This is a genomic window from Hydrogenophaga sp. OTU3427 (assembly GCF_038440225.1).
Classification (GTDB): domain Bacteria; phylum Pseudomonadota; class Gammaproteobacteria; order Burkholderiales; family Burkholderiaceae_C; genus Hydrogenophaga.
The window spans coordinates 55,802-77,468 of sequence record NZ_JASATI010000014.1; the positions used below are offsets into that span (position 1 = coordinate 55,802).

20 protein-coding genes and 1 other RNA gene are annotated in these 21,667 nt (G+C 69.6%); 5 read left to right on the forward strand and 16 right to left on the reverse strand.

Annotated elements, in window-relative coordinates; all coding sequences use genetic code 11:
- Positions 1-106: 106 nt before the first annotated feature.
- The 11 genes from hslU to AAHB17_RS10665 all read right to left on the reverse strand — a co-directional run bounded on the left by hslU (position 107) and on the right by AAHB17_RS10665 (position 10,741).
- Positions 107-1,435, reverse strand: a complete 1,329-nt coding sequence (gene hslU, locus AAHB17_RS10615; RefSeq protein ID WP_342130541.1) for an ATP-dependent protease ATPase subunit HslU — start codon at positions 1,433-1,435, stop codon at positions 107-109.
- On the reverse strand, positions 1,432-1,980 hold the full coding sequence (hslV, locus tag AAHB17_RS10620; protein ID WP_342130542.1) for an ATP-dependent protease subunit HslV: 549 nt from the start codon (positions 1,978-1,980) through the stop codon (positions 1,432-1,434). Before hslV ends, hslU begins: the two co-directional genes overlap by 4 nt.
- 67 nt (positions 1,981-2,047) lie before the next feature.
- Entirely contained in the window at positions 2,048-3,757 is a 1,710-nt protein-coding gene (locus AAHB17_RS10625; RefSeq protein ID WP_342130543.1) for an STAS domain-containing protein, read from the reverse strand.
- A gap of 53 nt (positions 3,758-3,810) precedes the next feature.
- Positions 3,811-4,914, reverse strand: a complete 1,104-nt coding sequence (dksA, locus tag AAHB17_RS10630) for an RNA polymerase-binding protein DksA (RefSeq protein ID WP_342130544.1) — start codon at positions 4,912-4,914, stop codon at positions 3,811-3,813.
- Between the two features lie 184 nt (positions 4,915-5,098).
- Positions 5,099-6,163: a CobW family GTP-binding protein gene (locus tag AAHB17_RS10635; RefSeq protein ID WP_342130545.1), complete on the reverse strand. Its 1,065-nt coding sequence runs from the start codon at positions 6,161-6,163 to the stop codon at positions 5,099-5,101.
- A 102-nt stretch (positions 6,164-6,265) separates the two neighbouring features.
- Entirely contained in the window at positions 6,266-6,703 is a 438-nt protein-coding gene (locus AAHB17_RS10640; RefSeq protein ID WP_342130546.1) for a DsrE family protein, read from the reverse strand.
- 33 nt (positions 6,704-6,736) lie between these two features.
- Positions 6,737-7,729, reverse strand: a complete 993-nt coding sequence (locus tag AAHB17_RS10645) for a tyrosine recombinase XerC (RefSeq protein WP_446719583.1) — start codon at positions 7,727-7,729, stop codon at positions 6,737-6,739.
- Between the two features lie 10 nt (positions 7,730-7,739).
- Positions 7,740-8,432 carry a DUF484 family protein gene (locus AAHB17_RS10650; protein WP_342130547.1) on the reverse strand — a complete coding sequence of 231 codons (693 nt, stop codon included), beginning with the start codon at positions 8,430-8,432 and terminating at the stop codon, positions 7,740-7,742.
- A gap of 32 nt (positions 8,433-8,464) precedes the next feature.
- Positions 8,465-9,352 carry a diaminopimelate epimerase gene (gene dapF / locus AAHB17_RS10655; RefSeq protein ID WP_342130548.1) on the reverse strand — a complete coding sequence of 296 codons (888 nt, stop codon included), beginning with the start codon at positions 9,350-9,352 and terminating at the stop codon, positions 8,465-8,467.
- A gap of 52 nt (positions 9,353-9,404) precedes the next feature.
- Complete coding sequence (locus AAHB17_RS10660; protein WP_342130549.1) at positions 9,405-10,013, reverse strand: OmpA family protein; 609 nt, start codon at positions 10,011-10,013, stop codon at positions 9,405-9,407.
- 50 nt (positions 10,014-10,063) lie between these two features.
- Positions 10,064-10,741, reverse strand: coding sequence for an OmpA family protein (locus AAHB17_RS10665; RefSeq protein ID WP_342130550.1), 678 nt, complete (start codon positions 10,739-10,741; stop codon positions 10,064-10,066).
- A 150-nt stretch (positions 10,742-10,891) separates the two neighbouring features.
- Here AAHB17_RS10665 and AAHB17_RS10670 point away from each other — a divergent pair, with 150 nt between their 5' ends.
- On the forward strand, positions 10,892-12,700 hold the full coding sequence (locus AAHB17_RS10670; RefSeq protein ID WP_342130551.1) for an MBL fold metallo-hydrolase: 1,809 nt from the start codon (positions 10,892-10,894) through the stop codon (positions 12,698-12,700).
- Positions 12,693-13,409 carry an RNA pseudouridine synthase gene (locus AAHB17_RS10675; protein WP_342130552.1) on the forward strand — a complete coding sequence of 239 codons (717 nt, stop codon included), beginning with the start codon at positions 12,693-12,695 and terminating at the stop codon, positions 13,407-13,409. The genes AAHB17_RS10670 and AAHB17_RS10675 overlap by 8 nt, the downstream gene beginning before the upstream one ends.
- Before the next feature lie 19 nt (positions 13,410-13,428).
- Here the strand turns inward: AAHB17_RS10675 and rnpB are convergent.
- An RNA gene (gene rnpB, locus AAHB17_RS10680) (RNase P RNA component class A) lies at positions 13,429-13,781 on the reverse strand.
- Between the two features lie 64 nt (positions 13,782-13,845).
- On the opposite strand from rnpB, the gene cysK reads away from it, so the two are divergent.
- The 3 genes from cysK (at position 13,846) to AAHB17_RS10695 (ending at position 17,646) form a co-directional block, all read left to right on the forward strand.
- Positions 13,846-14,766: a cysteine synthase A gene (cysK, locus tag AAHB17_RS10685; RefSeq protein ID WP_342130553.1), complete on the forward strand. Its 921-nt coding sequence runs from the start codon at positions 13,846-13,848 to the stop codon at positions 14,764-14,766.
- Positions 14,767-14,942: 176 nt separating this feature from the next.
- Positions 14,943-16,640, forward strand: a complete 1,698-nt coding sequence (locus AAHB17_RS10690; RefSeq protein WP_342130554.1) for an NAD(P)/FAD-dependent oxidoreductase — start codon at positions 14,943-14,945, stop codon at positions 16,638-16,640.
- A gap of 103 nt (positions 16,641-16,743) precedes the next feature.
- Entirely contained in the window at positions 16,744-17,646 is a 903-nt protein-coding gene (locus AAHB17_RS10695) for a glycine zipper 2TM domain-containing protein (protein WP_342130555.1), read from the forward strand.
- Between the two features lie 77 nt (positions 17,647-17,723).
- Here AAHB17_RS10695 and htpX read toward each other — a convergent pair whose 3' ends face one another.
- The 4 genes from htpX to AAHB17_RS10715 all read right to left on the reverse strand — a co-directional run bounded on the left by htpX (position 17,724) and on the right by AAHB17_RS10715 (position 21,661).
- Positions 17,724-18,596 carry a protease HtpX gene (htpX, locus tag AAHB17_RS10700; RefSeq protein ID WP_342130556.1) on the reverse strand — a complete coding sequence of 291 codons (873 nt, stop codon included), beginning with the start codon at positions 18,594-18,596 and terminating at the stop codon, positions 17,724-17,726.
- Positions 18,593-19,423, reverse strand: a complete 831-nt coding sequence (locus tag AAHB17_RS10705; protein WP_342130557.1) for a DUF3025 domain-containing protein — start codon at positions 19,421-19,423, stop codon at positions 18,593-18,595. Before AAHB17_RS10705 ends, htpX begins: the two co-directional genes overlap by 4 nt.
- The gene (gene pyrC, locus AAHB17_RS10710; RefSeq protein ID WP_342130558.1) at positions 19,413-20,456 is read right to left on the reverse strand and encodes a dihydroorotase; all 1,044 of its coding nucleotides are present in this window, start codon (positions 20,454-20,456) and stop codon (positions 19,413-19,415) included. The genes AAHB17_RS10705 and pyrC overlap by 11 nt, the downstream gene beginning before the upstream one ends.
- Before the next feature lie 290 nt (positions 20,457-20,746).
- On the reverse strand, positions 20,747-21,661 hold the full coding sequence (locus AAHB17_RS10715) for a LysR substrate-binding domain-containing protein (RefSeq protein WP_342130560.1): 915 nt from the start codon (positions 21,659-21,661) through the stop codon (positions 20,747-20,749).
- Between the last annotated feature and the right edge of the window lie 6 nt (positions 21,662-21,667).

Sequence of the window (21,667 nt, forward strand, 5' to 3'; positions counted from 1 at the left end):
ACTCATTGAAAATGAAGCACTTAGCGGCGGCTGTGAATGTGATGCTTCAAAAACAAAGCACCCGGCGCGCGGCAGCGGGCCGGGTGCTCAAAGCCAAGGCTTTTGGTTACAGGATGTAGCGCGACAAATCCTCGTTGCGGCTCAACGCGCCCAGGCGGGCATCGACGTAGGCGCCGTCCACGTTCACGGTCTGCCCTTGCAGCTTGGTGGCGTCGAAGCTCACCTCGTCGAGCAGGTGCTCCATCACGGTGGACAGGCGGCGGGCACCGATGTTTTCGGTGCGTTCGTTGACGTCGAAAGCGATCTGCGCCAGCCGGGTGATGCCCTCGGGCGTGAACTCGACCGCCACGCCCTCGGTGGCCAGCAGCGCCTGGTACTGGCGCACCAGGCTGGCGTGGGTTTGCGTGAGGATGGCCTCGAAGTCCTGCACCGACAGCGACTGCAGCTCGACACGGATCGGGAAACGCCCCTGCAGCTCGGGGATCAGGTCGCTCGGCTTGGCCAGGTGGAAGGCGCCGCTGGCGATGAACAGGATGTGGTCGGTCTTGACCATGCCGTATTTGGTCGACACCGTGGTGCCCTCCACCAGCGGGAGCAGGTCGCGCTGCACGCCCTGGCGCGAGACTTCGGCGCCGCTGCCTTCGCTGCGCGAGGCCACCTTGTCGATCTCGTCGATAAAGACGATGCCGTTCTGTTCGGCGCTGGTGATGGCCTGCTGCTTGATCTCTTCCTCGTTGACCAGCTTGGCCGCCTCTTCGTCGATCAGCAGGCGGCGTGCCTCGGCGATGGGCAGCTTGCGGGTCTTGCGCTTGGCGCCGCCCATCTGGCTGAACATGCCACGCAACTGCTCGGCCATCTCTTCCATGCCAGCCGGCCCCATCACCTCCAGCGCGGGCGCGGCCTGTGCGAGGTCGATCTCGATCTCCTTGTCATCGAGCTGGCCTTCGCGCAGCTTCTTGCGAAAGGCCTGACGGGCCGCGCTGTCGGGCGCCGGGCTGCCGACGCCCACATCGCTGCGCGGCGGCGGGATCAGCACGTCGAGGATGCGGTCCTCGGCAGCGTCCTCGGCGCGCATGCGCTGGCGCTTCATCGCGGTTTCGCGGGTCATCTTGACGGCGCTGTCCACCAGGTCGCGGATGATGGTGTCCACGTCCTTGCCCACGTAGCCCACCTCGGTGAACTTGGTGGCCTCGACCTTGATGAAGGGCGCGTCGGCCAGCCGGGCCAGGCGGCGCGCGATCTCGGTCTTGCCCACGCCGGTGGGGCCGATCATCAGGATGTTCTTGGGCGTGATTTCGTGGCGCAGCTTCTCGTCCACCTGCTGGCGCCGCCAGCGGTTGCGCAGGGCGATGGCCACGGCGCGTTTGGCGCCGGCCTGACCGATGATGTGGCGGTCGAGTTCGGAAACAATTTCCTGCGGGGTCATCGAGCTCACGACAAAACCTCGATCGTGTGGTTCATGTTGGTGTAGATGCAGAGTTCGCCGGCCACTTTCAGCGCCTCGCGCACGATCTGCTCGGCGCCCAGTTCGGTGTGGTCGACCAGGGCCTTGGCGGCGGCCTGGGCGTAGGCGCCGCCCGAGCCGATGGCCACGATGCCGTGTTCGGGCTCCAGCACGTCGCCGTTGCCGGTGATGATGAGGCTGGCGGTCTTGTCGGCCACGGCCAGCATGGCCTCCAGGCGGCGCAGCACGCGGTCGGTGCGCCAATCCTTGGTCAGCTCGATGGCGGCACGCACCAGGTGGCCCTGGTGCTTCTCCAGCTTGGCCTCGAAGCGCTCGAACAGGGTAAAGGCGTCGGCCGTGGCGCCGGCAAAACCGGCCAGCACCTGGTCGCGGTAGAGCTTGCGCACCTTGCGCGCCGTGCCCTTGACCACGATGTGGCCCAGGGTCACCTGGCCGTCGCCTCCGATGGCGACCTGCATGCCGGCCGGCGTGGCGCGGCGCACGCAGACGATGGTGGTTCCGTGAAAAGATTCCATGTGAAAGATTCCATTGCGGGCCCGGCGCGGTGTCGGGCGGAGGGCAGACTATAGGCCAAGCACCCGCTCAGACCCGCCGGCGCGGCAGGACCTCGGCCACCTCGGCCACGCCCACGATGTGGAAAAAAACCGCCAGCAGCCCATGCACATCCTGCAGCTGGACCCGACGTCCGCCGTCCTTGAGCGCCATCGCCCACTGCAGCAAGGCACCGGCCGCCACGAAGTCGGTGCGGGTCACCGCGCTGCAGTCGATGCCCACCACCCCGGAGCCCGGACCGGGTCCGGCGATGGCGTTGAGGTCCGTGGTCACGTCGCCGTGCAAGGCGCCCTGGAGCCGCCCCGCACACGGCACCGCCGACGTGGCCTGGACCGCGGCCGCGCTGGGGCGCCGCGCCTGGGCGCTGGCGGGCACGCCATCCAGTTCGCGCAAGTCGCAGGTCGGCAGTGCCCATTCGGGAGGGGTCACGCCATAGGTCACGCAATAGTCCAGCGCGGCCAGGTCGAACTCGTCGGCGCGGCCCATGATCTGCAGGGCCGCCAGACGCAGGCGCCACCAGACGGGGTTGTTCTCGCGCCGTCCGGAGGGCGTGCTGGCCCGCAGGCTGCGGCGCAGGGTGGCCGACCCCACCAAGGCCAGCGCCAGCGGCTGCGTGATCCAGCGCTCGAACACCGCCAGCAGGTGGTGCGCCGACACCGCGTCGGCGGAGGCCAGGGCGCGCCAGTCCATGACGAGCAGGCCGTCAAGCCCATCGGCCGCCTGGGCCAGTCCATCCACGGCGGCCACGTCCAGCACGGCCGGGCAGACCCACACCACCGGGGCGTTTTCAGCGCCACCGGCAGGGGACACCACGTCGCTGGCGGCCCCCGACACCTCCCAGGGCGGCACGGCATCGGCGTGCTCGCGCGCCCACTCGGCGGCATGCAGGTCGAAGGCATCGCGGCGCCCGGTGGCGCGGAACAGGTCCAGCAGCAGCTGGCGCACATCGGCGGCCACCACGCCCGGCGTGGCCAGGGCCAGCGCGGCCCCCAGGTGACGCTCGGCCCCTGCGTCGTCGCCGTTGGCGAAACGGACCGCGGCTTCCTCGATGCCCGGCAGATCCAGGCAGCGCGCGAGGTGCAGCCCCTCCACCTCCAGCACGGCCGGGCGCGACGCCCCCGGGGCCGGCGCCTGGGTGGTCTCGTCGCCAAACGTGACCGGCAGGGGCGGCTTGGTGGTGGCACGCGACGGGCCGGGCAGCGGCCACTGGGTCTCGTTGGCCGGCTGGGTGGCCAAGTCAAGCCGGTCGGCGCCATCGGTGGTCGACGCGCCCCAGGTGTTGCCGGGTCCGTCGAACGCATGGGCCTGCAGGTGGGCCGCGCCGTCGGCGGGCGGCTGCTCGGCAGGGGGGGCCTGGATGCGCTGCGAGGCCCGCGGGGCGTCCTCGCCCGGCACCGGCTGCCACCAGTGGGTGGACATCTGGGCCTCGATGGCGTCGATTTTCTTGATCGTCTGCTCGCGGCCATCGCCTTCGGACGGCACGCTGCTCTGGAAGAAGGAGGGCCGCGCCACCATCTCCTGGGCGTTCTGTTGCTCGCGCTTGCGTATGGCACGCAGCATGTCGAACTCGCGCTTGCGCACGAAGTCGTTGCGGCGCTTGCGTTCGATGGCGGCCTTGAGCGCCTGCTTGTCGGTCAGCTGCCCGGTAGCGGACAGGCCACTTTCAGCCCAGGGCGCGGCCGGGCCGCGCACCATTTGCACCACCTTGGAGAGAAAGCCGCCGGACGGTTCCTTGGCCATTGGGTCGTTTGGGCCATTGCCGCACGCCAGGCGTGGGCCTCAAGCCCGGGGGCTCAATCCCCGAACATCTTCTGTTTGAGCTCGCGGCGCTGCTGCGCTTCCAGCGACAGGCTGGCGGTGGGGCGCGCCAGCAGGCGGCCGACGCCGATGGCCTCGCCGGTTTCGTCGCAGTAGCCGTAGTCGCCAGCGTCGATGCGGGTGATGGCCTGCTCGATCTTCTTGAGCAGCTTGCGCTCGCGATCGCGGGTGCGCAGCTCCAGCGCGTGTTCTTCCTCGATGGTGGCGCGGTCGGCCGGATCGGGCACGACCACGGTGTCTTCGCGCAGGTGTTCGGTGGTCTCGCCCGCGTTGGCCAGCATGTCGGCCTTGAGGTTGCTCAGCTTGAGACGGAAGAACGCGAGCTGCACGTCGTTCATGTACTCGCTGTCAGGCATGGACAAGACCTCGTCATCGCTCAACTGATCGACCGGTTTGGCCTTCCAGTTGTTGGCGAGTTTGGGATCTTTGCGGACAGGGGTGTGCACGGGAGTGTTCATAGCACGTTCATTCGAAAAGGAAAAGGTCGCCTTCGCGGCGTCCGGGTCGTGAGTGGGCACCGAAATGGCCTGGGCCATCTGCGCCATCATGGCTTTTTTGGCGGCCCGCTTGCCCACGGCCAGGACGGCAACCTCCTGGCCAGGGCGAACGCTGCCGGGCGTGTCGCGCCCCGCTGCGCCCGTCGCGGCCGCCTTGCCTGGCACGGGCGCTGCCGGGGCACTGGTCTTGGCGACGGGTTTCACGGCCACCTGGGCCGTGGTCTTGGTCTTGGCCGCGGGTGCTTTCGCGGGAACGGCCTTGGCAACGGGGGGCGCAGGCTTGGTCACTGCCTTCGCAGCTGTTTTGGCCGGTGCGGCGGTCTTGGGGGCGGCCTTGGCAACCGGCTTCTTGGCCGCCGGCGGGCTCACCGCGGGCTTGGCCGGTTTGGCCGATGCCTTGGTTTCCGGTTTCGCTGCGGCCTTGGTCTTGGCGGCGGGTGGCGGCACAGCCTTCTTCACGGCCTTCGCCGCGGGTTTGGGGGAGGCCTTGGCGGGGGTGGACTTGCCAGCCGTTGCCTTGGACACCGCCACAGACTTGGCCTTGGCGGCGGCTTGGGCGGTTGGTTTGGCGGCGGCTTTCACGGCAGATCTCCTCTGAACACCAGTCGAATCGGCAGCACCCACAGGACTGTGGGCCGCCAGCGTGCCTGCGGTTATACCCTGTTTGTGCACCGCCTCCTGTTCGGACGACTCGGACCGGAATCCCAGACCACGAAGTATGGACAGAATCAGCATGGCGTCAACCGGTGACGGCGCGGTGGCGGGGTCAGGCCAGGCACTGGTCCAGGCCCTGCACAAGGATGTCGCGCGGCAGATCGATGCCGATGAACACCATCTTGCTCACGCGGGCCTCGCCCTCGGGCCAGACCGGCCCCAGGTCGCTGCCCATGAGCTGGTGCACGCCCTGGAAGATCACCTTGCGGTCGGTGCCCTGCATGTCGAGGACACCCTTGTAGCGCAGCATGCGCGGGCCGTACACCTGCACGATGGCGCCCAGGAAGTCCTCCAGCTTGGCCGGGTTGAAGGGCTTGTCAGCGCGGTAGACGAAGCTTTTCACATCGTCGTCGTGGTGATGGTGGTGGCCATGCCCATGCTGGTGCGAGGGGTGGTCGCAGTGTTCACCGTGCTCATGGTCATGGTGATCGTGGCCATGATCGTCGTGGTCATGGTCGTCAACCTTGAGGAAATCGGGGTCGATGTCGAGCTTGGCGTTCAGGTTGAAGCCGCGCAGGTCGAACACCTCCTGGATGGACACCTCGCCAAAATGGGTGGCGCGCATGGGCGCGCGCGGGTTCATGTGCTTCAGGCGGTGGGTCAGCGCGTCCAGCGTCTCGGCGTCCACCAGCTCGGACTTGCTGATGAAGATCTGGTCGGCGAAACCCACCTGGCGGCGGGCTTCCTGGCGCTCGTTGAGTTGCTCGGCCGCGTGTTTGGCGTCCACCAGGGTCAGGATGGCGTCCAGCAGGTACTGCTCGGCCACCTCGTCGTCCATGAAGAAGGTCTGCGCCACCGGGCCGGGGTCGGCCAGGCCGGTGGTCTCGATCACCACCCGCTCGAAGTCCAATTCACCCTTGCGCTTCTTTTCCGCCAGGTCGGCCAGCGTGGAGCGCAGGTCGTCGCGGATGCTGCAGCAGATGCAGCCGTTGCTCATCTGGATGATGTTCTCGGTGGTGTCGGCCACCAGGATCTCGTTGTCGATGTTCTCTTCGCCGAACTCGTTCTCGATGACGGCGATCTTCTGCCCGTGTGCCTCGCTCAGCACGCGCTTGAGCAGCGTGGTCTTGCCCGAACCGAGGAAGCCGGTGAGGATGGTGGCGGGGATCAGTGACATGGCGGAAACCGTGTGGGAAGAAGGTGGGCGCCTGGCGCCAGCCCCCGGTGGGCCGTTCAGGCAGCCGCAGAGTGTATTCGACCTGACCGCCGCCCGCTCGCCTCAGGGACGCAGGTAGACAAAACCCTCGCGGGCCTGCAGGCGGGCCACCTCGGCCACGCCCGAGGGCACGATCCTGGCTTCCATCAAGACCTTGTTGGCGTCGATGTTGCGGCTCACCAGGGTGTTGTTGCAGACCCGGAACTCCACCCCCTTGGACGCCAGGTCGCCCACGCTGCCCGAAAAGGGCTGCTGCTGCGGCGTGGTGGCGCCTTCGAGCAGGAAATCGATGCCGGCACCGTGGGTGACCACCACGATCTTGGCCTGCGGATCGGCCGCCAGGTGGTTGCGGATGTTCTGGATGGCGCGGGCCGCCTGCGGGATGCCGTCGCTGAGGTGGTAGACCACCTTGACCGCCTCCTGGGCATGCGCCGCGGCACCGGTGGCCAACACCGCCACGACCAGCCAGGCGCGCAGGAACTTCTGAAACAGACCCGACATTCGAACCTCCATGTCATCAAAAAATGTTTGTGTTCACCCGGAAGCCCCGCCCTTGCGCCCGGTCTTGCCGGCGCGCGGGTGGGCCGCGTCGTAGACCTGGGCCAGGTGCTGGAAATCCAGCCGGGTGTAGACCTGTGTGGTGCCGATGTTGGCATGGCCCAGCAATTCCTGCACCGCGCGCAGGTCACCGCTGGACTGCAGCAGGTGGCTGGCAAACGAGTGCCGCAGCATGTGCGGGTGCACCGGCGTGGCCAGACCGGCCTGCTGCGAGCGCTGGCGCAGCCGCAGCCGGATGTGCTGGGGCGTCAGGCGCCGGCCATGGGCGGCGATGAACAGCGCCGGATCGTCGCCCGCCCAGTGCGCGCGCAGCGGCAACCAGGCCGCCAGGGCCGTCAGCGCCGCCGCGCCCACCGGCACGCTGCGGCGCTTGCTGCCCTTGCCCAGCACATGGGCTTCGCCGGCCTGCATGTCGATCCAGCCCCGCGCGCTGGCGCTGGCGTGCGCATCCAGGCCCACCAGTTCGCCCAGGCGCAGGCCGCTGCCGTAGAACAGTTCGGTGATGCAGCGGTCGCGCGCCTCGCGTTCGGGCGCATCGTCCGGGTTTTCGTGATCGGCCAGCCGCACCGCGTCGTCCACCGCCAAAGCCTTGGGCAGCGGCTTGCCGGCCTTGGGCGCGCGCACGCCCGAGACCGGGTTGGCCTCGATCAGCCCCTGCCGCCCGAGCCAGACATACAAACCGCGCCAGCCCGACAGGATCAGGGCGATGCCGCGCGCGCTGCGCCCGCCGCTGTGCATCTGCGCCACCCAGCGGCGGATGTGGGCCTCGCGCACGGCACACAGGGTGACACCGGCCGCCACGGCCTGGCGCGCCAGCTTGTGCAGGTCTTCGGTGTAGAGCGCGACGGTGCGCTCGGCCAGGCGCTTTTCCACCCGCACATGCTGCAGGTAGGCGGCCACCAGGGCCACGTCGGCCTCGCCCAAGGCCATGGCGGCATCGGTTTCGGACGGCGGGGCACCAGCGGCCATCGGGAGAGCCTCAGTCGGTGGCGGCGGCCGTCACCGGGCGCAGCCGCGACAGGGCCGCGCTCGCCAGTTCGGCGATGCGCTCGAGGAAATCGGTGCCCATGCCGGCGTGAAAGCGCTGCGGATCGGGCGACCCCAGCACCAGCAGGCCAAAGGCCTTGGGTGCCGCGCCGGCGCGCAAGGGCAACAAGGCCAGCGAGGCCGCCAGCGACGGGTCGTCCAGCCACTGCGAGGCCTCCAGGCCGGGGTTGGCGCCGCAGTAGGGCATGGTCAGCGAAGAGGCAAAGGCCTGCGCGTCCTCGCTGGCCCCCTGGGCGAAGGGCAGGCCCGCGAACTCGGGCGCCACGCCCCAGACGCGGATGGCGGCCTGGGGCACCACGAACTGGGTCTTGAGCTGGGCCACGATGGTCTGCGGCAACGCCGTCGGCTCGCGGGTGAGCAGCAGCTCGCGTGTCCAGCGCTGCAGCTTGTCGGCGATGGCCACGTTCTCCTGGCCGTGGCGGATCATCTCGGCCGCCTTGAGCTCCAGCGCGCGGATCTTTTCGCGCAGCATCTCGGCCTGGCGCTCCTGCAGGCTCACCGCGCGCTGGCCATGGGGGCTGGTCAGCTGTACCGTGGCCAGCAGCTCCGCGTGGCGCTCGAAGAAATCGGGCGTGTTGAGCAGAAAGTCGGCGATGTCGTCTTCGGTGATGGGGTTCATGGTCATGGTGGTGGTTCGGGTCTCGCCGCGGGGACGCGTCAGCCCAGGTCGGGCAGCTCGATTTCGCCCTGGAACACGGTGGTGGCCGGGCCGGTCATGAGCACGGGCGCGCCCAGGTCGCCCTGGCCACCGGCCCATTCGATGGTGAGCGGGCCGCCGCGCGTGGCCACGTCCACCCGGGCGTCCAGCAGGCCCAGCCGGATGCCGGCCACCACGGCCGCGCAGGCCCCGGTGCCACAGGCCAGGGTTTCGCCCACGCCGCGCTCGAACACCCGCAGCTTGATGTGGCCGCGGTCCAGCACCTGCATGAAGCCGGCGTTGACGCGTCGCGGAAAGGCTGGATGGGACTCGATCAGCGGGCCCAGGCCCGCCACCGGCGCATGGTCGACGTTGTCCACCTGCAGCACCGCGTGCGGGTTGCCCATGGACAACACCGCCACCGGCACGGCGGCGTGGCCGGGCAGCGGCAGGGTCCAGAGCGGCCAGCCACCGGGCAGCGCCTGCCCGTCGGTGTAGGCCTGGCCGGCGTCGAAGGGCACGCGCGGCAGCTCGAACACGGGCGCGCCCATGTCCACCGTCACGCGGCCGTCGGCGTTCATGCGCAACTCGATCACGCCGCCATGCACCTTGACACGGACCCGGTCCTTGGCCGTCAGCCCGCGCTCGCGCACAAAACGAACGAAGCAGCGCGCGCCGTTGCCACAGTGTTCGACCTCGCCGCCATCGGCGTTGTGGATCACGTACTCGAAGTCCACTCCGTCCGTGGGGGCCGGCCGCACGGTGAGGATCTGGTCGGCGCCGACGCCGAAATGGCGATCGGCCAGGAAGCGGTACTGGGCCGCGCTCAGGCCCAGGCGGCCCTGGGTCTCGTCGAGCACGACAAAGTCGTTGCCCGCGCCCTGCATCTTGGTGAATCGGATCAGCATGCCCACATTATCGACCGTGCGTCGGGCCCTGGTGTGGGGCGGTCACGGGGCGTCATCCCCGCAGCAGCAGCTCGATGCGGCGGTTGCGCGCCCGCGCCTCGTCGGTGTCGCCGGCCACCAGGGGCGCGCGCGCGCCCCAGGCCTCGACGTCCATCGCCGCGGCCGGCAAGCCGCGCCGCACGAGTTCGTCGCGCACCCGCAGCGCGCGCTGGGCCGCCAGGGCCGCGCTGTGGTCGGCCTGCGGCCCGCCGTCGCCGTGGCCCAGGATGCGGGCCTGCCACACCGGCCCGCCACGCAAGGCGGCGGCCACCTGGTCCCAGACCCGGGCCGCGGCGGGCGATGGCTGGTCGCTGCCGGCCTCGAAGGCGCGGTCGGCCGGCCAGCGCAGCTGCAGCGTGTTGTCGGCGCCGCGCAGGACCTCGACACCCGCCTCGGCCAGCGCCTCGGCCAGCCCGGCCCGGCGCGCCTCCATGGCCTCGGTCCACACGGGCGGGGCCCCCGCGCCCTGCGAGGCCGCCACCGCGGCGGCGCCCGTGATCACGGTCGCCGGCCCCTGCCCGGACGCACAAGCCTGCAGGCCACACAGCAACAGCAGCCCGGCCCCACGCCAGCGGTACAACGGAAAGGAAAGGGGGCGTTCCCGGGTCGGCTCTGGGCTCACGTCAGACACTCCAAAACCGCCACCTTACCCCATCGCGACGCGCCCCGGGCTCACTTGGCCGCGGGCGTGGCCTCGGCCATGTAGATCTCGACGCGGCGGTTGCGGGCACGGCCATCGGCGCTGTCGTTGGAGGCGATGGGTGCACGCTCGCCCATGCCCGAGACCTCGAAGCGGCCGGCCGCCACGCCCCGACCCACCAGGTGGTCGCGGGTGTGGCTGGCGCGGCTGACCGACAACGGGTCGTTGACCGCGTCGCTGCCGGTGTTGTCGGTGTTGTCGGTGTGGCCGATGATGCGCACCCGCGCCTGCGGGTTGGCCACCAGGCCCTGGGCGAAGCTGTCGAGCACGGCGGCGAAATTGGGCTTGATGTCGGCACGTCCGACGTCGAAGGAGATGTCGCTGGGCACGTTGAGCTTGAGCTGGTTGTCCTCGGTCTTGACAACGTCGATGCCCGTGCCCTGGGTGGCGGTTTCCATCTTGCGGCGCTGGTCTTCCATGCGCTGGGTCCAGACGTAGCCGCCCAGCGCGCCGACACCGGCCCCGATGGCGGCGCCCTTGGCCGCGCCACTGCCACCACCGGTCATGGCGCCCAGCACCGCGCCCGCTGCCGCCCCGATGCCAGCGCCCTTGGCCGTGCCCTGCTGGGTCTCGCTCATGTTGGCGCAGCCGGTGGCCAACAAGGCCGCGGCCAGCAAAGGCGCCAGGATATGTGTCTTCTGCTTGTTCATGTGGAACCTCCTTGAATGTGTCACGCCAGCCCTCCGGCGGACGCGCTTCATTGTCAGAGGCAATACATGTCGGCTTTGCAAACGATGTACAGCAATTTGTGAACAAGTGTTCTGCTCGCCGCCAACAGCGGCATGCACAATGGACGCACCATGGCACGCATTTCCCAACTCCTGCACCCCCAGCGCGACCCCGCGCCCCTGCGCCCCGCGGCCACCGTGCTGCTCATGCGCGACACCACCGATGGCATCGAAGTGCTGATGACCCGGCGCTCGCTGAGCGCCAGCTTCGCCCCGGGCGCCTACGTGTTCCCGGGCGGGGGGGGGGCGGGCGCCGCCCGCGCCCCCCCCCCCCAGGCCGCGCGCCGCCCCCCCCCCCGCCCCCCCCACCACCCCCCACCCCACCCCCCGGTTGCGAGCGCGGGGGCGCGCCCCCGGCCCGCGGGCCCCGCCGGGTGCGCCCGGGCCGCACCCGTTTCGCGGGGGGGCGGCACCGCCCCCGCCGACAGCGCCACCCACACACTGGCCGCGCGCCGCCCCACCCAGAGCGACCAACACCTGACCCAAGCCATCGCCGCCATCCGCGAGAGCTTCGAGGAGCTGGGCGTGCTGCTGGCCCGCCATGCCGACGGCCGCTGGGCGGGTGCCGACGACATCGCCGCGCTGGACCGCCAGGCGCCGTTCGCCGCCCAGTGCGCGGCACGCGGCCTGACGATGGCGGCCGATCAGGTGTATGTGCTGGCGCACTGGATCACCGACCGCGACCTGCCACGCCGATTTGATGTGCCCTTTCTGGTGGCCCGCATGCCGGCCGGACAGACACCGGTGGCCGACGAGGCCGAGCAGTTCGAACCGGTGTGGGTGCGTCCCGCCGACGCGCTGGCGCGGCACCGCGAAGGCAGCTTCTTCATCATCTTCCCGACCATCCGCACGCTGGAGCGGCTGGTGGGTTATGCCAACGTCGATGCCGTGCTGGCCGCCTGCGCCAGCGAACAGCCGCTGTGGACCAGCTGTCCGCGCGCCGGGCTGAAACACGGCAAGGAATCGCGCCACATGGAACACGAGACCGAGTTCGGCGAGCTGGCGCTGGTCAGCCCAGACGGCCAGATCGTGCACGAGCTGGCCTGGCAGACCGAGACCGCCGTGCCGCTGCTCAAGAACGTGATGCGCCTGACCGCGCCCAACCCGGGCTTCATGACCGGCCCGGGCACCAACAGCTACCTGGTGGGCGACCCCGGCACCGGCTACATCGCCATCGACCCCGGCCCGGACGACGCCGGCCACATCGAGCGCCTGTGGCGCGCCTGTGGCGGCCAGATCCGCAGCATCGTCTGCACCCATTCGCACCCGGACCACTCGCCAGGCGCGCGGCGGCTGCAGGCGCTGTGCGAGAGCGAACCGCCCATCCTGGGTCTAGCCAGCCACCCCACGGCACGCGCCGACAGCCAGTTCAGCCCCGACCACGAGCTGACCGATGGCGAACAGCTCGTGCTGCAAGGGGCCAGCGCCGAACGCCACACCCTGCAGGTGGTGCACACCCCCGGCCATGCCGCCAACCACCTGTGCCTGCTGCTGGTCGAGGACGGCCTGCTGATTTCAGGCGACCACATCCTCAATGGCAGCACCACGGTGATCAGCCCGCCCGACGGCGAGATGCAGGCCTACCTGGACTCGCTGGACAAGCTGGCCGCGCTGTGCGCGCAGCACGAGGTCGAGTTCATCCTGCCGGCCCACGGCCATGTGCTGGGCGACGCGCCCGGCGCCATCGCCCACCTCAAGGCCCACCGCCTCAAGCGCGAGGCCAAGGTCGCCGCCGCCATGCGCGCCCTGCCCGAGGGCAACCTGGACGACTGGGTGCCGCTGGCCTACGACGACGTGCCCGAGCGCCTGTGGCCGGTGGCCAAACGCTCGCTGCAGGCCCACGTGGACCACATCCGCAGCCTGGGGGGCTTCAATGTCTGAGGACGGCGGCGGCGTGCGGCTGTCCAAACGCGTGGCCGAGCTCAAGGCCTGCTCGCGCGCCGAGGCCGAGCGCTACATCGAAGGGGGCTGGGTCAGCGTCAACGGTGAGGTGGTGGAGTTGCCGCAGCACCGCGTGGCCGAAACCGACACCGTGGCCATCGCGCCCGATGCGCGCGCCCTGCCACTGCTGCCGGCCACCGTGTTGTGGCACAAGCCGGCCGGCGTGCGCTGCGACATCGACCAGGCGCCCAAAACCGAGTGGCTGGGCAGCGCACAGCGCAGCCCCGACGACCGCAGCGGCCAGCGCCTGCTGCTCAAACACTGGGCCGGCCTGCGCTGCGTGGCGCCGCTGGACACCGTGGCCAGCGGCCTGGTGGTGTTCAGCCAGAGCCAGCCGGTGCAGCGCCACCTGGTGGCGGACGCCATCACGGTGGAACACGAGCTGTGGGTGGACGTGAACGGGCCGGTGGGGCCCGAGGCGCTGGCCGCGCTGCAGCGCCAGGTGCGCGCCAGCGTGAACCGCCAGAACGAGGCCGGCACCCGCCTGCGTGTGGCGGCCAAGGGCTTGCGCAAGGGCCAGCTGGCCGCCTGGTGCGAAGCCGCCGGCATCCGGCCTGATGGTGTGCACCGCGCCCGCCTGGGCCGACTGGCCCTGGGCACGCTGGCGGTGGGCCAGTGGCGGCTGATGATGGGCTATGAGCGCTTTTGAGCTCACGCCACAAGAATAAGTGTGAAGTCTGCCGGTACGCCGGATTCTGTGCGTGCGGGTTGCCCCGCACGTGACCGCCATTCCTCTGGGCCGCTGGTCACCCAAGCGGCTCGATGCTGCCTACCCGCCCACTCGCCTTGCGGAACCACAAGGATCCACCACACGGCGAACCGCATGGCTTCAGATGGGCCTATTTGGCATTGCTGCGCGTAGAGATTGCCCGTTTCACCCGAACTGAATCGGCTCGTCTCTGTTGCTCTGATCCGCACCTCACGGTGGAGAGCCGTTAGCTCCTACGCTGTCCTGTGCAGTCCGGACGTTCCTCCAGTGCGACCTTTCGGTGCTTGCACCAGCGGCGGTCTGGCAGGCTTCACCCCCCGATTATCGCCACAATGGAGGTTGACGCTCCCATCTCCCCCACCCACAAGGACCTCCCATGAAAGCCGACAACATCCTGCACACCATTGGCCAGACCCCCCACGTGCGCCTGCAACGCCTGTTCGGAACGGCCACGCAGCAGGTGTGGATCAAATCCGAACGAAGCAACCCCGGCGGCTCCATCAAGGACCGCATCGCGCTGTCCATGGTGGAGGACGCCGAGCGCTCGGGTGCGCTGAAGCCGGGCGGCACCATCGTCGAGCCGACCTCGGGCAACACCGGCATCGGCCTGGCCATGGTGGCGGCCGTCAAGGGCTACAAGCTGATCCTGGTGATGCCGGACAGCATGTCGGTCGAACGCCGCCGCCTGATGCTGGCCTACGGCGCCAGTTTCGACCTGACGCCGCGCGAAAAAGGCATGAAGGGCTCCATCGCCCGCGCTGAGGAGATCGTCGCCAGCACGCCAGGTGCCTGGATGCCCATGCAGTTCAACAACCCGGCCAATGTCGAGGTGCACGTGCGCACCACGGCAGAAGAAATCGCCGCCGACTTCCCCAGCGGCATCGACGTGCTCATCACCGGCGTGGGCACCGGCGGCCACCTCACCGGCTGCGCCCGCGTGCTCAAGGCCCGCTGGCCCCGGCTCAAGGTCTACGCCGTCGAGCCCACAGCCTCGCCCGTCATCTCCGGTGGCCAGCCCTCGCCCCACCCCATCCAGGGCATTGGCGCCGGCTTTATCCCCAACAACCTGGACACCACCCTGCTCGATGGCGTGATCCAGGTCGACGCCGAGCCGGCGCGCGAGATGGCGCGCCGCTGTGCGCGCGAGGAAGGCATGCTGGTGGGCATTTCCTCGGGAGCCACGCTGGCCGCCATCGCCCAAAAGTTGCCCGAGCTCGCGCCGGACGCGGTGGTGCTGGGCTTCAACTACGACACCGGCGAGCGTTACCTCTCCATCGAAGGTTTCCTGCCCGCCTGAGCGGAACCACCCCGTTGCTTGCCCGCTGCGCGTGGCCGCTTCCCCCTCCAGGGCGACACCAGCCGTCCGGCAGAGCCGGCCCGGCGGTGTCCGCTGGGTGATCCATCTCTTGCGCCAGGGACGAAGCACACGGGCCGAAACTAAAATGGGGGCCTGCTTGATCAACACGAGCCCCCATGATCCGACTGACCGAACTCAAGTTGTCGCTGGCCGACGTGCCGGTGGAACACCGCCGCGCCGCCGACGCCCCGACCGAAACCGAGGCCGACCGCGCGCCGCCGCCCCACCCCATCGCCGTGCTCACGCGCCTGGCGGCCGAGTTGCTGGGCATCGCGCCCGAGGCCATTGCCCGTCTGCAGGTCTTCAAACGCAGCTTTGATGCCCGCAAGGCCGCGTTGCTGGCGGTCTACATCGTCGACCTCGAGCTGACCGACCCAGCCGCCGAGACCGCCCTGCTGGCGCGGCACGCCGGCCGTCCACATGTCGGCCCCACGCCCGACATGGGTTGGACGCCTCCCTGCGCCGCACCGGCCAGCCTGCCTCACCGCCCGGTGGTGGTGGGCTTCGGACCCTGTGGCATCTTTGCCGCGCTGACGCTGGCGCAGATGGGCTTCAAGCCCATCGTGCTGGAGCGCGGGCGCCCGGTGCGACAGCGCACCAAGGACACCTGGGGCCTGTGGCGCAAACGCGTGCTGCTGCCCGAGAGCAACGTGCAATTCGGTGAAGGCGGCGCCGGGCTGTTTTCGGACGGCAAGCTCTACAGCCAGATCAAGGACCCTCGCTTCCTGGGCCGCAAGGTCATGCGGGAATTCGTCGACGCCGGCGCTCCCATCGAAATCCTCTACGAGGCCCACCCCCACATCGGCACCTTCAAGCTGGTCAAGGTGGTGGAGCACATGCGCGAGGAAATCGTGCGCCTGGGCGGTGAGATCCGCTTCGAGCAGCACGTGAGCGACGTGCACATCGTGGACGGTGCGCTGCGTGGCCTGACGGTGCGCGACCTCGCCAGCGGCCAGGCCCAGGAACTGCGCACCGACCACGCCGTGCTGGCCCTGGGCCACAGCGCACGCGACACCTTCGCCGCGCTGCACGCGCGTGGCGTGGACATCGAGGCCAAGCCCTTCTCGGTCGGCTTCCGGGTCGAGCACCCGCAGGGCGTGATCGACCGCGCCCGCTGGGGCCGGCACGCCGGCCACCCGCTGCTGGGGGCGGCCGAATACCGGCTGGTACACCACGCCAGCAACGGCCGTGCGGTCTACAGCTTCTGCATGTGTCCCGGTGGCACGGTGGTGGCCGCCACCTCCGAGCCCGAACGGGTGGTCACCAACGGCATGAGCCAGTACTCGCGCAACGAGCGCAACGCCAACGCCGGCATCGTGGTCGGCATCGACCCCGAGCGCGACTTTCCCGGCGGCCCGCTGGCCGGCATCGCGCTGCAGCGCGCGCTCGAATCACACGCCTACGTGCTGGGCGGCGGCAACTACAACGCGCCAGGCCAGCTGGTGGGCGATTTTGTCGCCGGCCGCGCGTCGACCGCGCTGGGCGAGGTGGAACCGTCCTACAAGCCGGGCGTGACCCTGGGCGAGCTTGACACCGCCCTGCCCGCCTACGCCATCGAGGCCATGCGCGAGGCCTTCCCGGCCTTCGGCAAGAAGATCGTGGGCTTCGACCGCTTTGACGCGGTGCTGACCGGCGTCGAAACCCGCACCTCCTCACCGATACGCCTGCCGCGCGGCGAGGACCTGCAAAGCACCAACGTGCGCGGGCTTTACCCCGCCGGCGAGGGCGCGGGCTACGCCGGCGGCATTTTGTCGGCCGGGGTGGACGGCATTCGGGTGGCCGAGGCGCTGGCACGGCAGATGGCCGCCGCCTGAGACCAGTGGTGGTGATGTTGCCACTGGTTACAACAGGGATTCACAAGCGCTTGACACAAGAGGCGCACACTTTGTCCACCCACTGTTGGGTCATGAGGTTGAGATGAAGACACACAGCCATTGGACACGCGGCTTGGCGGGCCTGGCGGGCGCCGCCATGGTGTCGCTGACGGGTTGCGCCCAGGCGCAGGAGCAGGGCCGGGTCCTCAGCAGCACGCCGGTGATGCAGGCCGTGGCCGTGCCACGCGAGGTCTGCACTGACCGCACGGTCGTCGAGCAGGGCCAGAAATCGGGGGCCGGTGCGTTGCTGGGCGGTATCGCCGGCGGCGCGGCGGGCAATGCCATCGGCGATGGCGCGGGCCGCGCGGCGGCCACCGTCATCGGCGTCATCGGTGGTGCCGTGCTGGGCGACCGCATCGAAGGTGGCGGCCAGCCCCAGACGCGGGTGGTGCGGCAGTGTGGCACCCAGACGGTCTACGAAGACCGTGCGGTCGCCTATGACGTGGTCTACGAATACGCCGGCAGGCAATACAACGTGCGCATGGCCGAGCCGCCCGGCCCCTACATCGACTTGCAGGTCAGCCCGCTGGGCGCCATGCCGGACAACCCGCCCCAGGCCTACCCCTCGCCCGGCTACGCGCCCCAGTATGCCCCTCAGTACGCACCGCAATATGCGCCGCAGTACGCCCCCCAATACATCTCGCCGCCAACGGTCACGCGCATCATCGTCGCGCCCGACCCCTACTTCCCGCCGCCCCGGGTGGTGGTGCCGGCACCGATCTACATCCGTCCGGACAGAGACCGCTGGGACCACCGGGACGGCCGCCGGGATGACCGGCGTGACGAGCGCCGCGGCGAACGCCGGGACGACCGGCGGGACGACCGACAGGAAGCGCGGAGGGATGACCGCCGCCAGGCGGCGCCTCCCGCCCCGCCGCCCCACATCCGTCCGTCGCCGCTGCTGCCCCAACGGCGCCCCGCCGACGGCGACAACGACCGGATGTGAGCCGCGCCGGCCGGGCGCCGGCGGACAAAAAAATGCCAGCCCCGAAAGGCTGGCATTTTTGTTGGCGTGGGGGCGGGTCAGCCGGCCTGCTGCAGGCGGGCGATGCGCTCTTCCATCGGCGGGTGGGTCGAGAACAGCTTGCCCAGGCCGCCGGCAATGCCCATGGCCTGCATGGTCTTGGGCAGCTCGCCGGGCACCATGCCGCCCAGGCGGGCCAGGGCGTTGATCATGGGTTGCTTGCGGCCCATGAGGTGGGCGGCACCCGCGTCAGCGCGGAACTCGCGCTGGCGGCTGAACCAGGCCACGATGATGGCGGCCACGAAGCCCAGCAGGATGTCCAGCACCACGGTGGTGACCATGTAGCCGATGCCAGGGCCCGAGTTCTCGCTGTCGCCCTTGCGCAGGAAGCTGTCGACGGCATAGCCGATGACGCGGCTCAGGAAGACCACGAAGGTGTTCATCACGCCCTGGATCAGGGTCATGGTGACCATGTCGCCGTTGGCCACGTGGGCGACCTCGTGGCCGATCACGGCCTCGACCTCCTCGCGTGTCATGTTGTGCAGCAAGCCGGTGGACACCGCCACCAGGGCCGAGTTCTTGAAGGCGCCGGTGGCGAAGGCGTTGGGCTCGCCGTCGTAGATGGCCACTTCGGGCATGCCGATGCCGGCCTTTTCGGCAAAGCGCTGCACCGTCTGCACGATCCAGGCCTCATCGGCGTTCTGCGGCTGGTTGATCACGCGCGCGCCGGTGCTGAACTTGGCCATGGGCTTGCTGATCAGCAGCGAGATGATGGCGCCGCCAAAACCCATGATCAGCGAAAACCCCATCAGCGCGCCCATGTTCAGACCGTTGGCGGTGAGGTAGCGGTTGACGCCCAGCAGGCTGGCCGTGATGCTCAGCACCAGCATGACGGCGACGTTGGTGAGGACAAACAACAGGATGCGTTTCATGGGTTCTCCGGGGTAGAAACAAGGGCCGCATGATAGTGGGGGCGCCGCCGCCCCATTTCAAGCAAGGCCACGCGCGCCGTGGGGACCTTGCGGGCACGGAAGACATCGGCATCGGCGTAGAAGGCGGGGTCCTCGTTCCAGGGCCACCAGCCGGGCACGCCCAGCACCGGCAGCGGGGTGAAGGGTTTGGCGCGCAGGCCCTCGGCCCCGAGGCTGCCGGCCAGCCAGGCGTCCCAGGCCACATCGTCAGCCTGACCCGGCGGCACCGGCACCACGTACACATGGGCGGTGATGCTTTTGTAGGGCGACACCAGCTTTTCCAGCAAGGCGTGGCCGAACAGCTCCAGGCGCGCCTGCGCCCACAGCGGCCGCAGGTCCACGAACAGCCGGCGCCAGTCGCGCGCCAGCAGGGCCGTCCACAAGGCTTCGGGCGCCTGCAAGAGGGCGGCGTTTTCGTCGAACAGGGTGAGGGCGTCGCGCAAGGGGCCGCGTGTGCCCTGCACACCCTGGCGCGCGATCTCGGCCGCCTGCAGGCGGTTGAGCTGTTGCTTGGTCCGGGGGAAACGCAGCCAGCACAGGCCGTTGAAGAAGTCGTGCAGGTTCTCGCGCGTGGGCACCTGGCGCTGGTCGAAGATGAAACGCTCGTAGGCCGTGCCTTCGGGCAGGGCTGACTGCGGGACAAAGCTGACTGACAGCCCTTGCGCCTCTCCGGCGGCCGACAGCAGGTCCGGCAGCGGTTCGCCCGCCCGCCAGCAGCCGGCCAGGGGCATGCCCCTGGTGCGCCAGCCCGCCAGCCAGGGTGCCGACCAGACGATCTCAGGCGGCATGCACCAGGCGCCAGGGCAGCGCCTCGCCCGAACGCAGGGGCTTGAGTTCGGCCTCGCCGAAGGCGAAGGACTCGGGCGGTGTCCAACTTTCGCGCCGCAGGGTGATGGTGCCGGTGTTGCGCGGCAGGCCGTAGAAATCGGCCCCAAAGAAGCTGGCGAAGCCTTCGAGCTTGTCCAGCGCGCCAGCAGCGTCGAAGGCCTCGGCGTACATCTCGATGGCGGCGTGGGCGGTGTAGCAGCCGGCGCAGCCGGTGGCGTGTTCCTTGAGGTGGGCCGGGTGCGGGGCGCTGTCGGTGCCCAGGAAAAAGCGCGGGTGGCCGCTGGTGGCGGCCTGCACCAGCGCCAGGCGGTGGGTTTCGCGCTTGAGCACCGGCAGGCAGTAGTAGTGTGGGCGGATGCCGCCGGTGAAGATGGCGTTGCGGTTGTAGAGCAGGTGGTGCGCGGTGAGGGTGGCACCCAGGAAGCGGTCGGCCTCGCTCACGTAGTCGGCGGCGTCCTTGGTGGTGATGTGCTCGAAGACGATCTTGAGTTCGGGGAAGGCGGCGCGCAGCGGGATGAGGTGCTGCTCGATGAAGGCGGCTTCGCGGTCGAACAGGTCGATCTCGGGGCTGGTGACTTCGCCGTGCACCAGCAGCAGCAGGCCCTCGCGCTGCATGGCTTCCAGCGTGGCGTAGGTCTTGCGGATGTCGGTCACGCCGGCATCGCTGTTGGTGGTGGCACCGGCCGGGTAGAGCTTGGCAGCGACCACACCCGCGTCTTTGGCACGCTTGATTTCGTCGGCAGGCAGGTTGTCGGTCAGGTACAGCGTCATCAGCGGTTCGAAGGCCACGCCGGCGGGCACGGCCGCCTGGATGCGCTGTTTGTAGGCCAGGGCCTGCGCGGCGGTGGTCACCGGCGGGCGCAGATTGGGCATGATGATGGCACGCCCGAACTGTGCGGCGGTGTGGGGCACCACGGTGTGCAGCGGGTCGCCGTCGCGCACGTGCAGGTGCCAGTCGTCGGGGCGGGTGAGGGTGATGTGGTTGGCGCTCATGGGTTTATTTTCTCACCATGGTTGTTGGCGAGATCGGGGCGACCGGGTGGCCTGCGCCGCTCGTGTCCCCCGCCGGCTGCGCCGGCTCCTCCTTTACCTCGCTCTGCAGGCCACCCGGTCACCCCGATCTGAAGCGATCTTGGCGCACCACCGCTGGCACACCCACAGGCTGGTTGACCGATGGACTGGGGCGTCTGGCGCAGCGGCATAAAGGGGGAGCCGGCGCAGCCGGCGGAGGACAGCCGCGGAGGCAGGCACCCCAGGCCGTCGGGCGAAGCGAGGGCAAACAGTCAACCCGCCAACTGACGCGACAAATCGTCCCAGAAGCGGTCGACCGCGCGTTTGGACTTGGTCCCCACAGGCCGCTCGCGGTAGATGCGGATGTCCAGCGCCATCTCCAGGTCACCACCCGCCGGCACCAGCTTGTGCGCGCGCAGGTCCTTGCGCACCGCGCTGGAGGGCAGGAAGGCGATGCCGTGACCTTCGAGCGCCATGGCCTTGAGGCCCTCGGCCATGTCGGTCTCGTAGACCCGGTCCAGCCAGGTGACGGCACCCGACTGCTTGAGGATCAGCTCGACCACCCGCCCCAGGTAGGCGCCGGGCGCGTAGGCCAGGTAGGGCAAGGGGTGGCTGGCCTGGCCGGGCAGGCGGTGCATGGGTTCGCCATCGGCGTTGGGCTTGACATAGGGCGCCAGTGTCTCGCGCCCCAGCGGCAGCATCTCGTAGCGGTCGGTGTCCAACTGTATGGGCTGCGAGGCGTGGTGGTAGGCGATCAGCAGGTCGCAACTGCCTTCGACCATGCGCATCACGGCATCGTGCACGTTGAGCGCGATCAGCCGCGTCTTGACCGGGCCACACACATCGCGCAGGCCGGACAGCCAGGCCGGGAAAAAAGTGAAGGCCAGGGTGTGCGGGACGGCGAACTCGATCACGTCCTGCGCCGCCGCCGTGTGCGAACGCAGCATGGTGCGGGTGGACTGCAGCGACTGCAGGATGTCCAGCGATTGCTCGTACAGGGTCTGCCCGGCGGGGGTCAGCCGCGTGGGGTAGCTGGAACGGTCCACCAGGTCGGTGCCGGCCCAGGCCTCCAGCGACTGGATGCGGCGAGAGAAGGCCGGCTGGGTCACGTGGCGCAACTGGGCCGAGCGGCTGAAGCTGCGCGTCTCGGCCAGGCTGACAAAATCCTCAAGCCACTTGGTTTCCATGGAGCG

Bases quoted from the DNA above. Each gene is read 5' to 3' on its own strand.
- hslV (WP_342130542.1), bottom strand. From the start codon at position 1,980: ATGGAATCTTTTCACGGAACCACCATCGTCTGCGTGCGCCGCGCCACG.
- AAHB17_RS10625 (WP_342130543.1), bottom strand. From the start codon at position 3,757: ATGGCCAAGGAACCGTCCGGCGGCTTTCTCTCCAAGGTGGTGCAAATG.
- AAHB17_RS10635 (WP_342130545.1), bottom strand. From the start codon at position 6,163: ATGTCACTGATCCCCGCCACCATCCTCACCGGCTTCCTCGGTTCGGGC.
- AAHB17_RS10640 (WP_342130546.1), bottom strand. From the start codon at position 6,703: ATGTCGGGTCTGTTTCAGAAGTTCCTGCGCGCCTGGCTGGTCGTGGCG.
- AAHB17_RS10645 (WP_446719583.1), bottom strand. From the start codon at position 7,729: ATGGCCGCTGGTGCCCCGCCGTCCGAAACCGATGCCGCCATGGCCTTG.
- AAHB17_RS10650 (WP_342130547.1), bottom strand. From the start codon at position 8,432: ATGACCATGAACCCCATCACCGAAGACGACATCGCCGACTTTCTGCTC.
- dapF (WP_342130548.1), bottom strand. From the start codon at position 9,352: ATGCTGATCCGATTCACCAAGATGCAGGGCGCGGGCAACGACTTTGTC.
- AAHB17_RS10665 (WP_342130550.1), bottom strand. From the start codon at position 10,741: ATGAACAAGCAGAAGACACATATCCTGGCGCCTTTGCTGGCCGCGGCC.
- AAHB17_RS10670 (WP_342130551.1), top strand. From the start codon at position 10,892: ATGGCACGCATTTCCCAACTCCTGCACCCCCAGCGCGACCCCGCGCCC.
- AAHB17_RS10675 (WP_342130552.1), top strand. From the start codon at position 12,693: ATGTCTGAGGACGGCGGCGGCGTGCGGCTGTCCAAACGCGTGGCCGAG.
- cysK (WP_342130553.1), top strand. From the start codon at position 13,846: ATGAAAGCCGACAACATCCTGCACACCATTGGCCAGACCCCCCACGTG.
- AAHB17_RS10690 (WP_342130554.1), top strand. From the start codon at position 14,943: ATGATCCGACTGACCGAACTCAAGTTGTCGCTGGCCGACGTGCCGGTG.
- AAHB17_RS10695 (WP_342130555.1), top strand. From the start codon at position 16,744: ATGAAGACACACAGCCATTGGACACGCGGCTTGGCGGGCCTGGCGGGC.
- htpX (WP_342130556.1), bottom strand. From the start codon at position 18,596: ATGAAACGCATCCTGTTGTTTGTCCTCACCAACGTCGCCGTCATGCTG.
- AAHB17_RS10705 (WP_342130557.1), bottom strand. From the start codon at position 19,423: ATGCCGCCTGAGATCGTCTGGTCGGCACCCTGGCTGGCGGGCTGGCGC.
- pyrC (WP_342130558.1), bottom strand. From the start codon at position 20,456: ATGAGCGCCAACCACATCACCCTCACCCGCCCCGACGACTGGCACCTG.
- AAHB17_RS10715 (WP_342130560.1), bottom strand. From the start codon at position 21,661: ATGGAAACCAAGTGGCTTGAGGATTTTGTCAGCCTGGCCGAGACGCGC.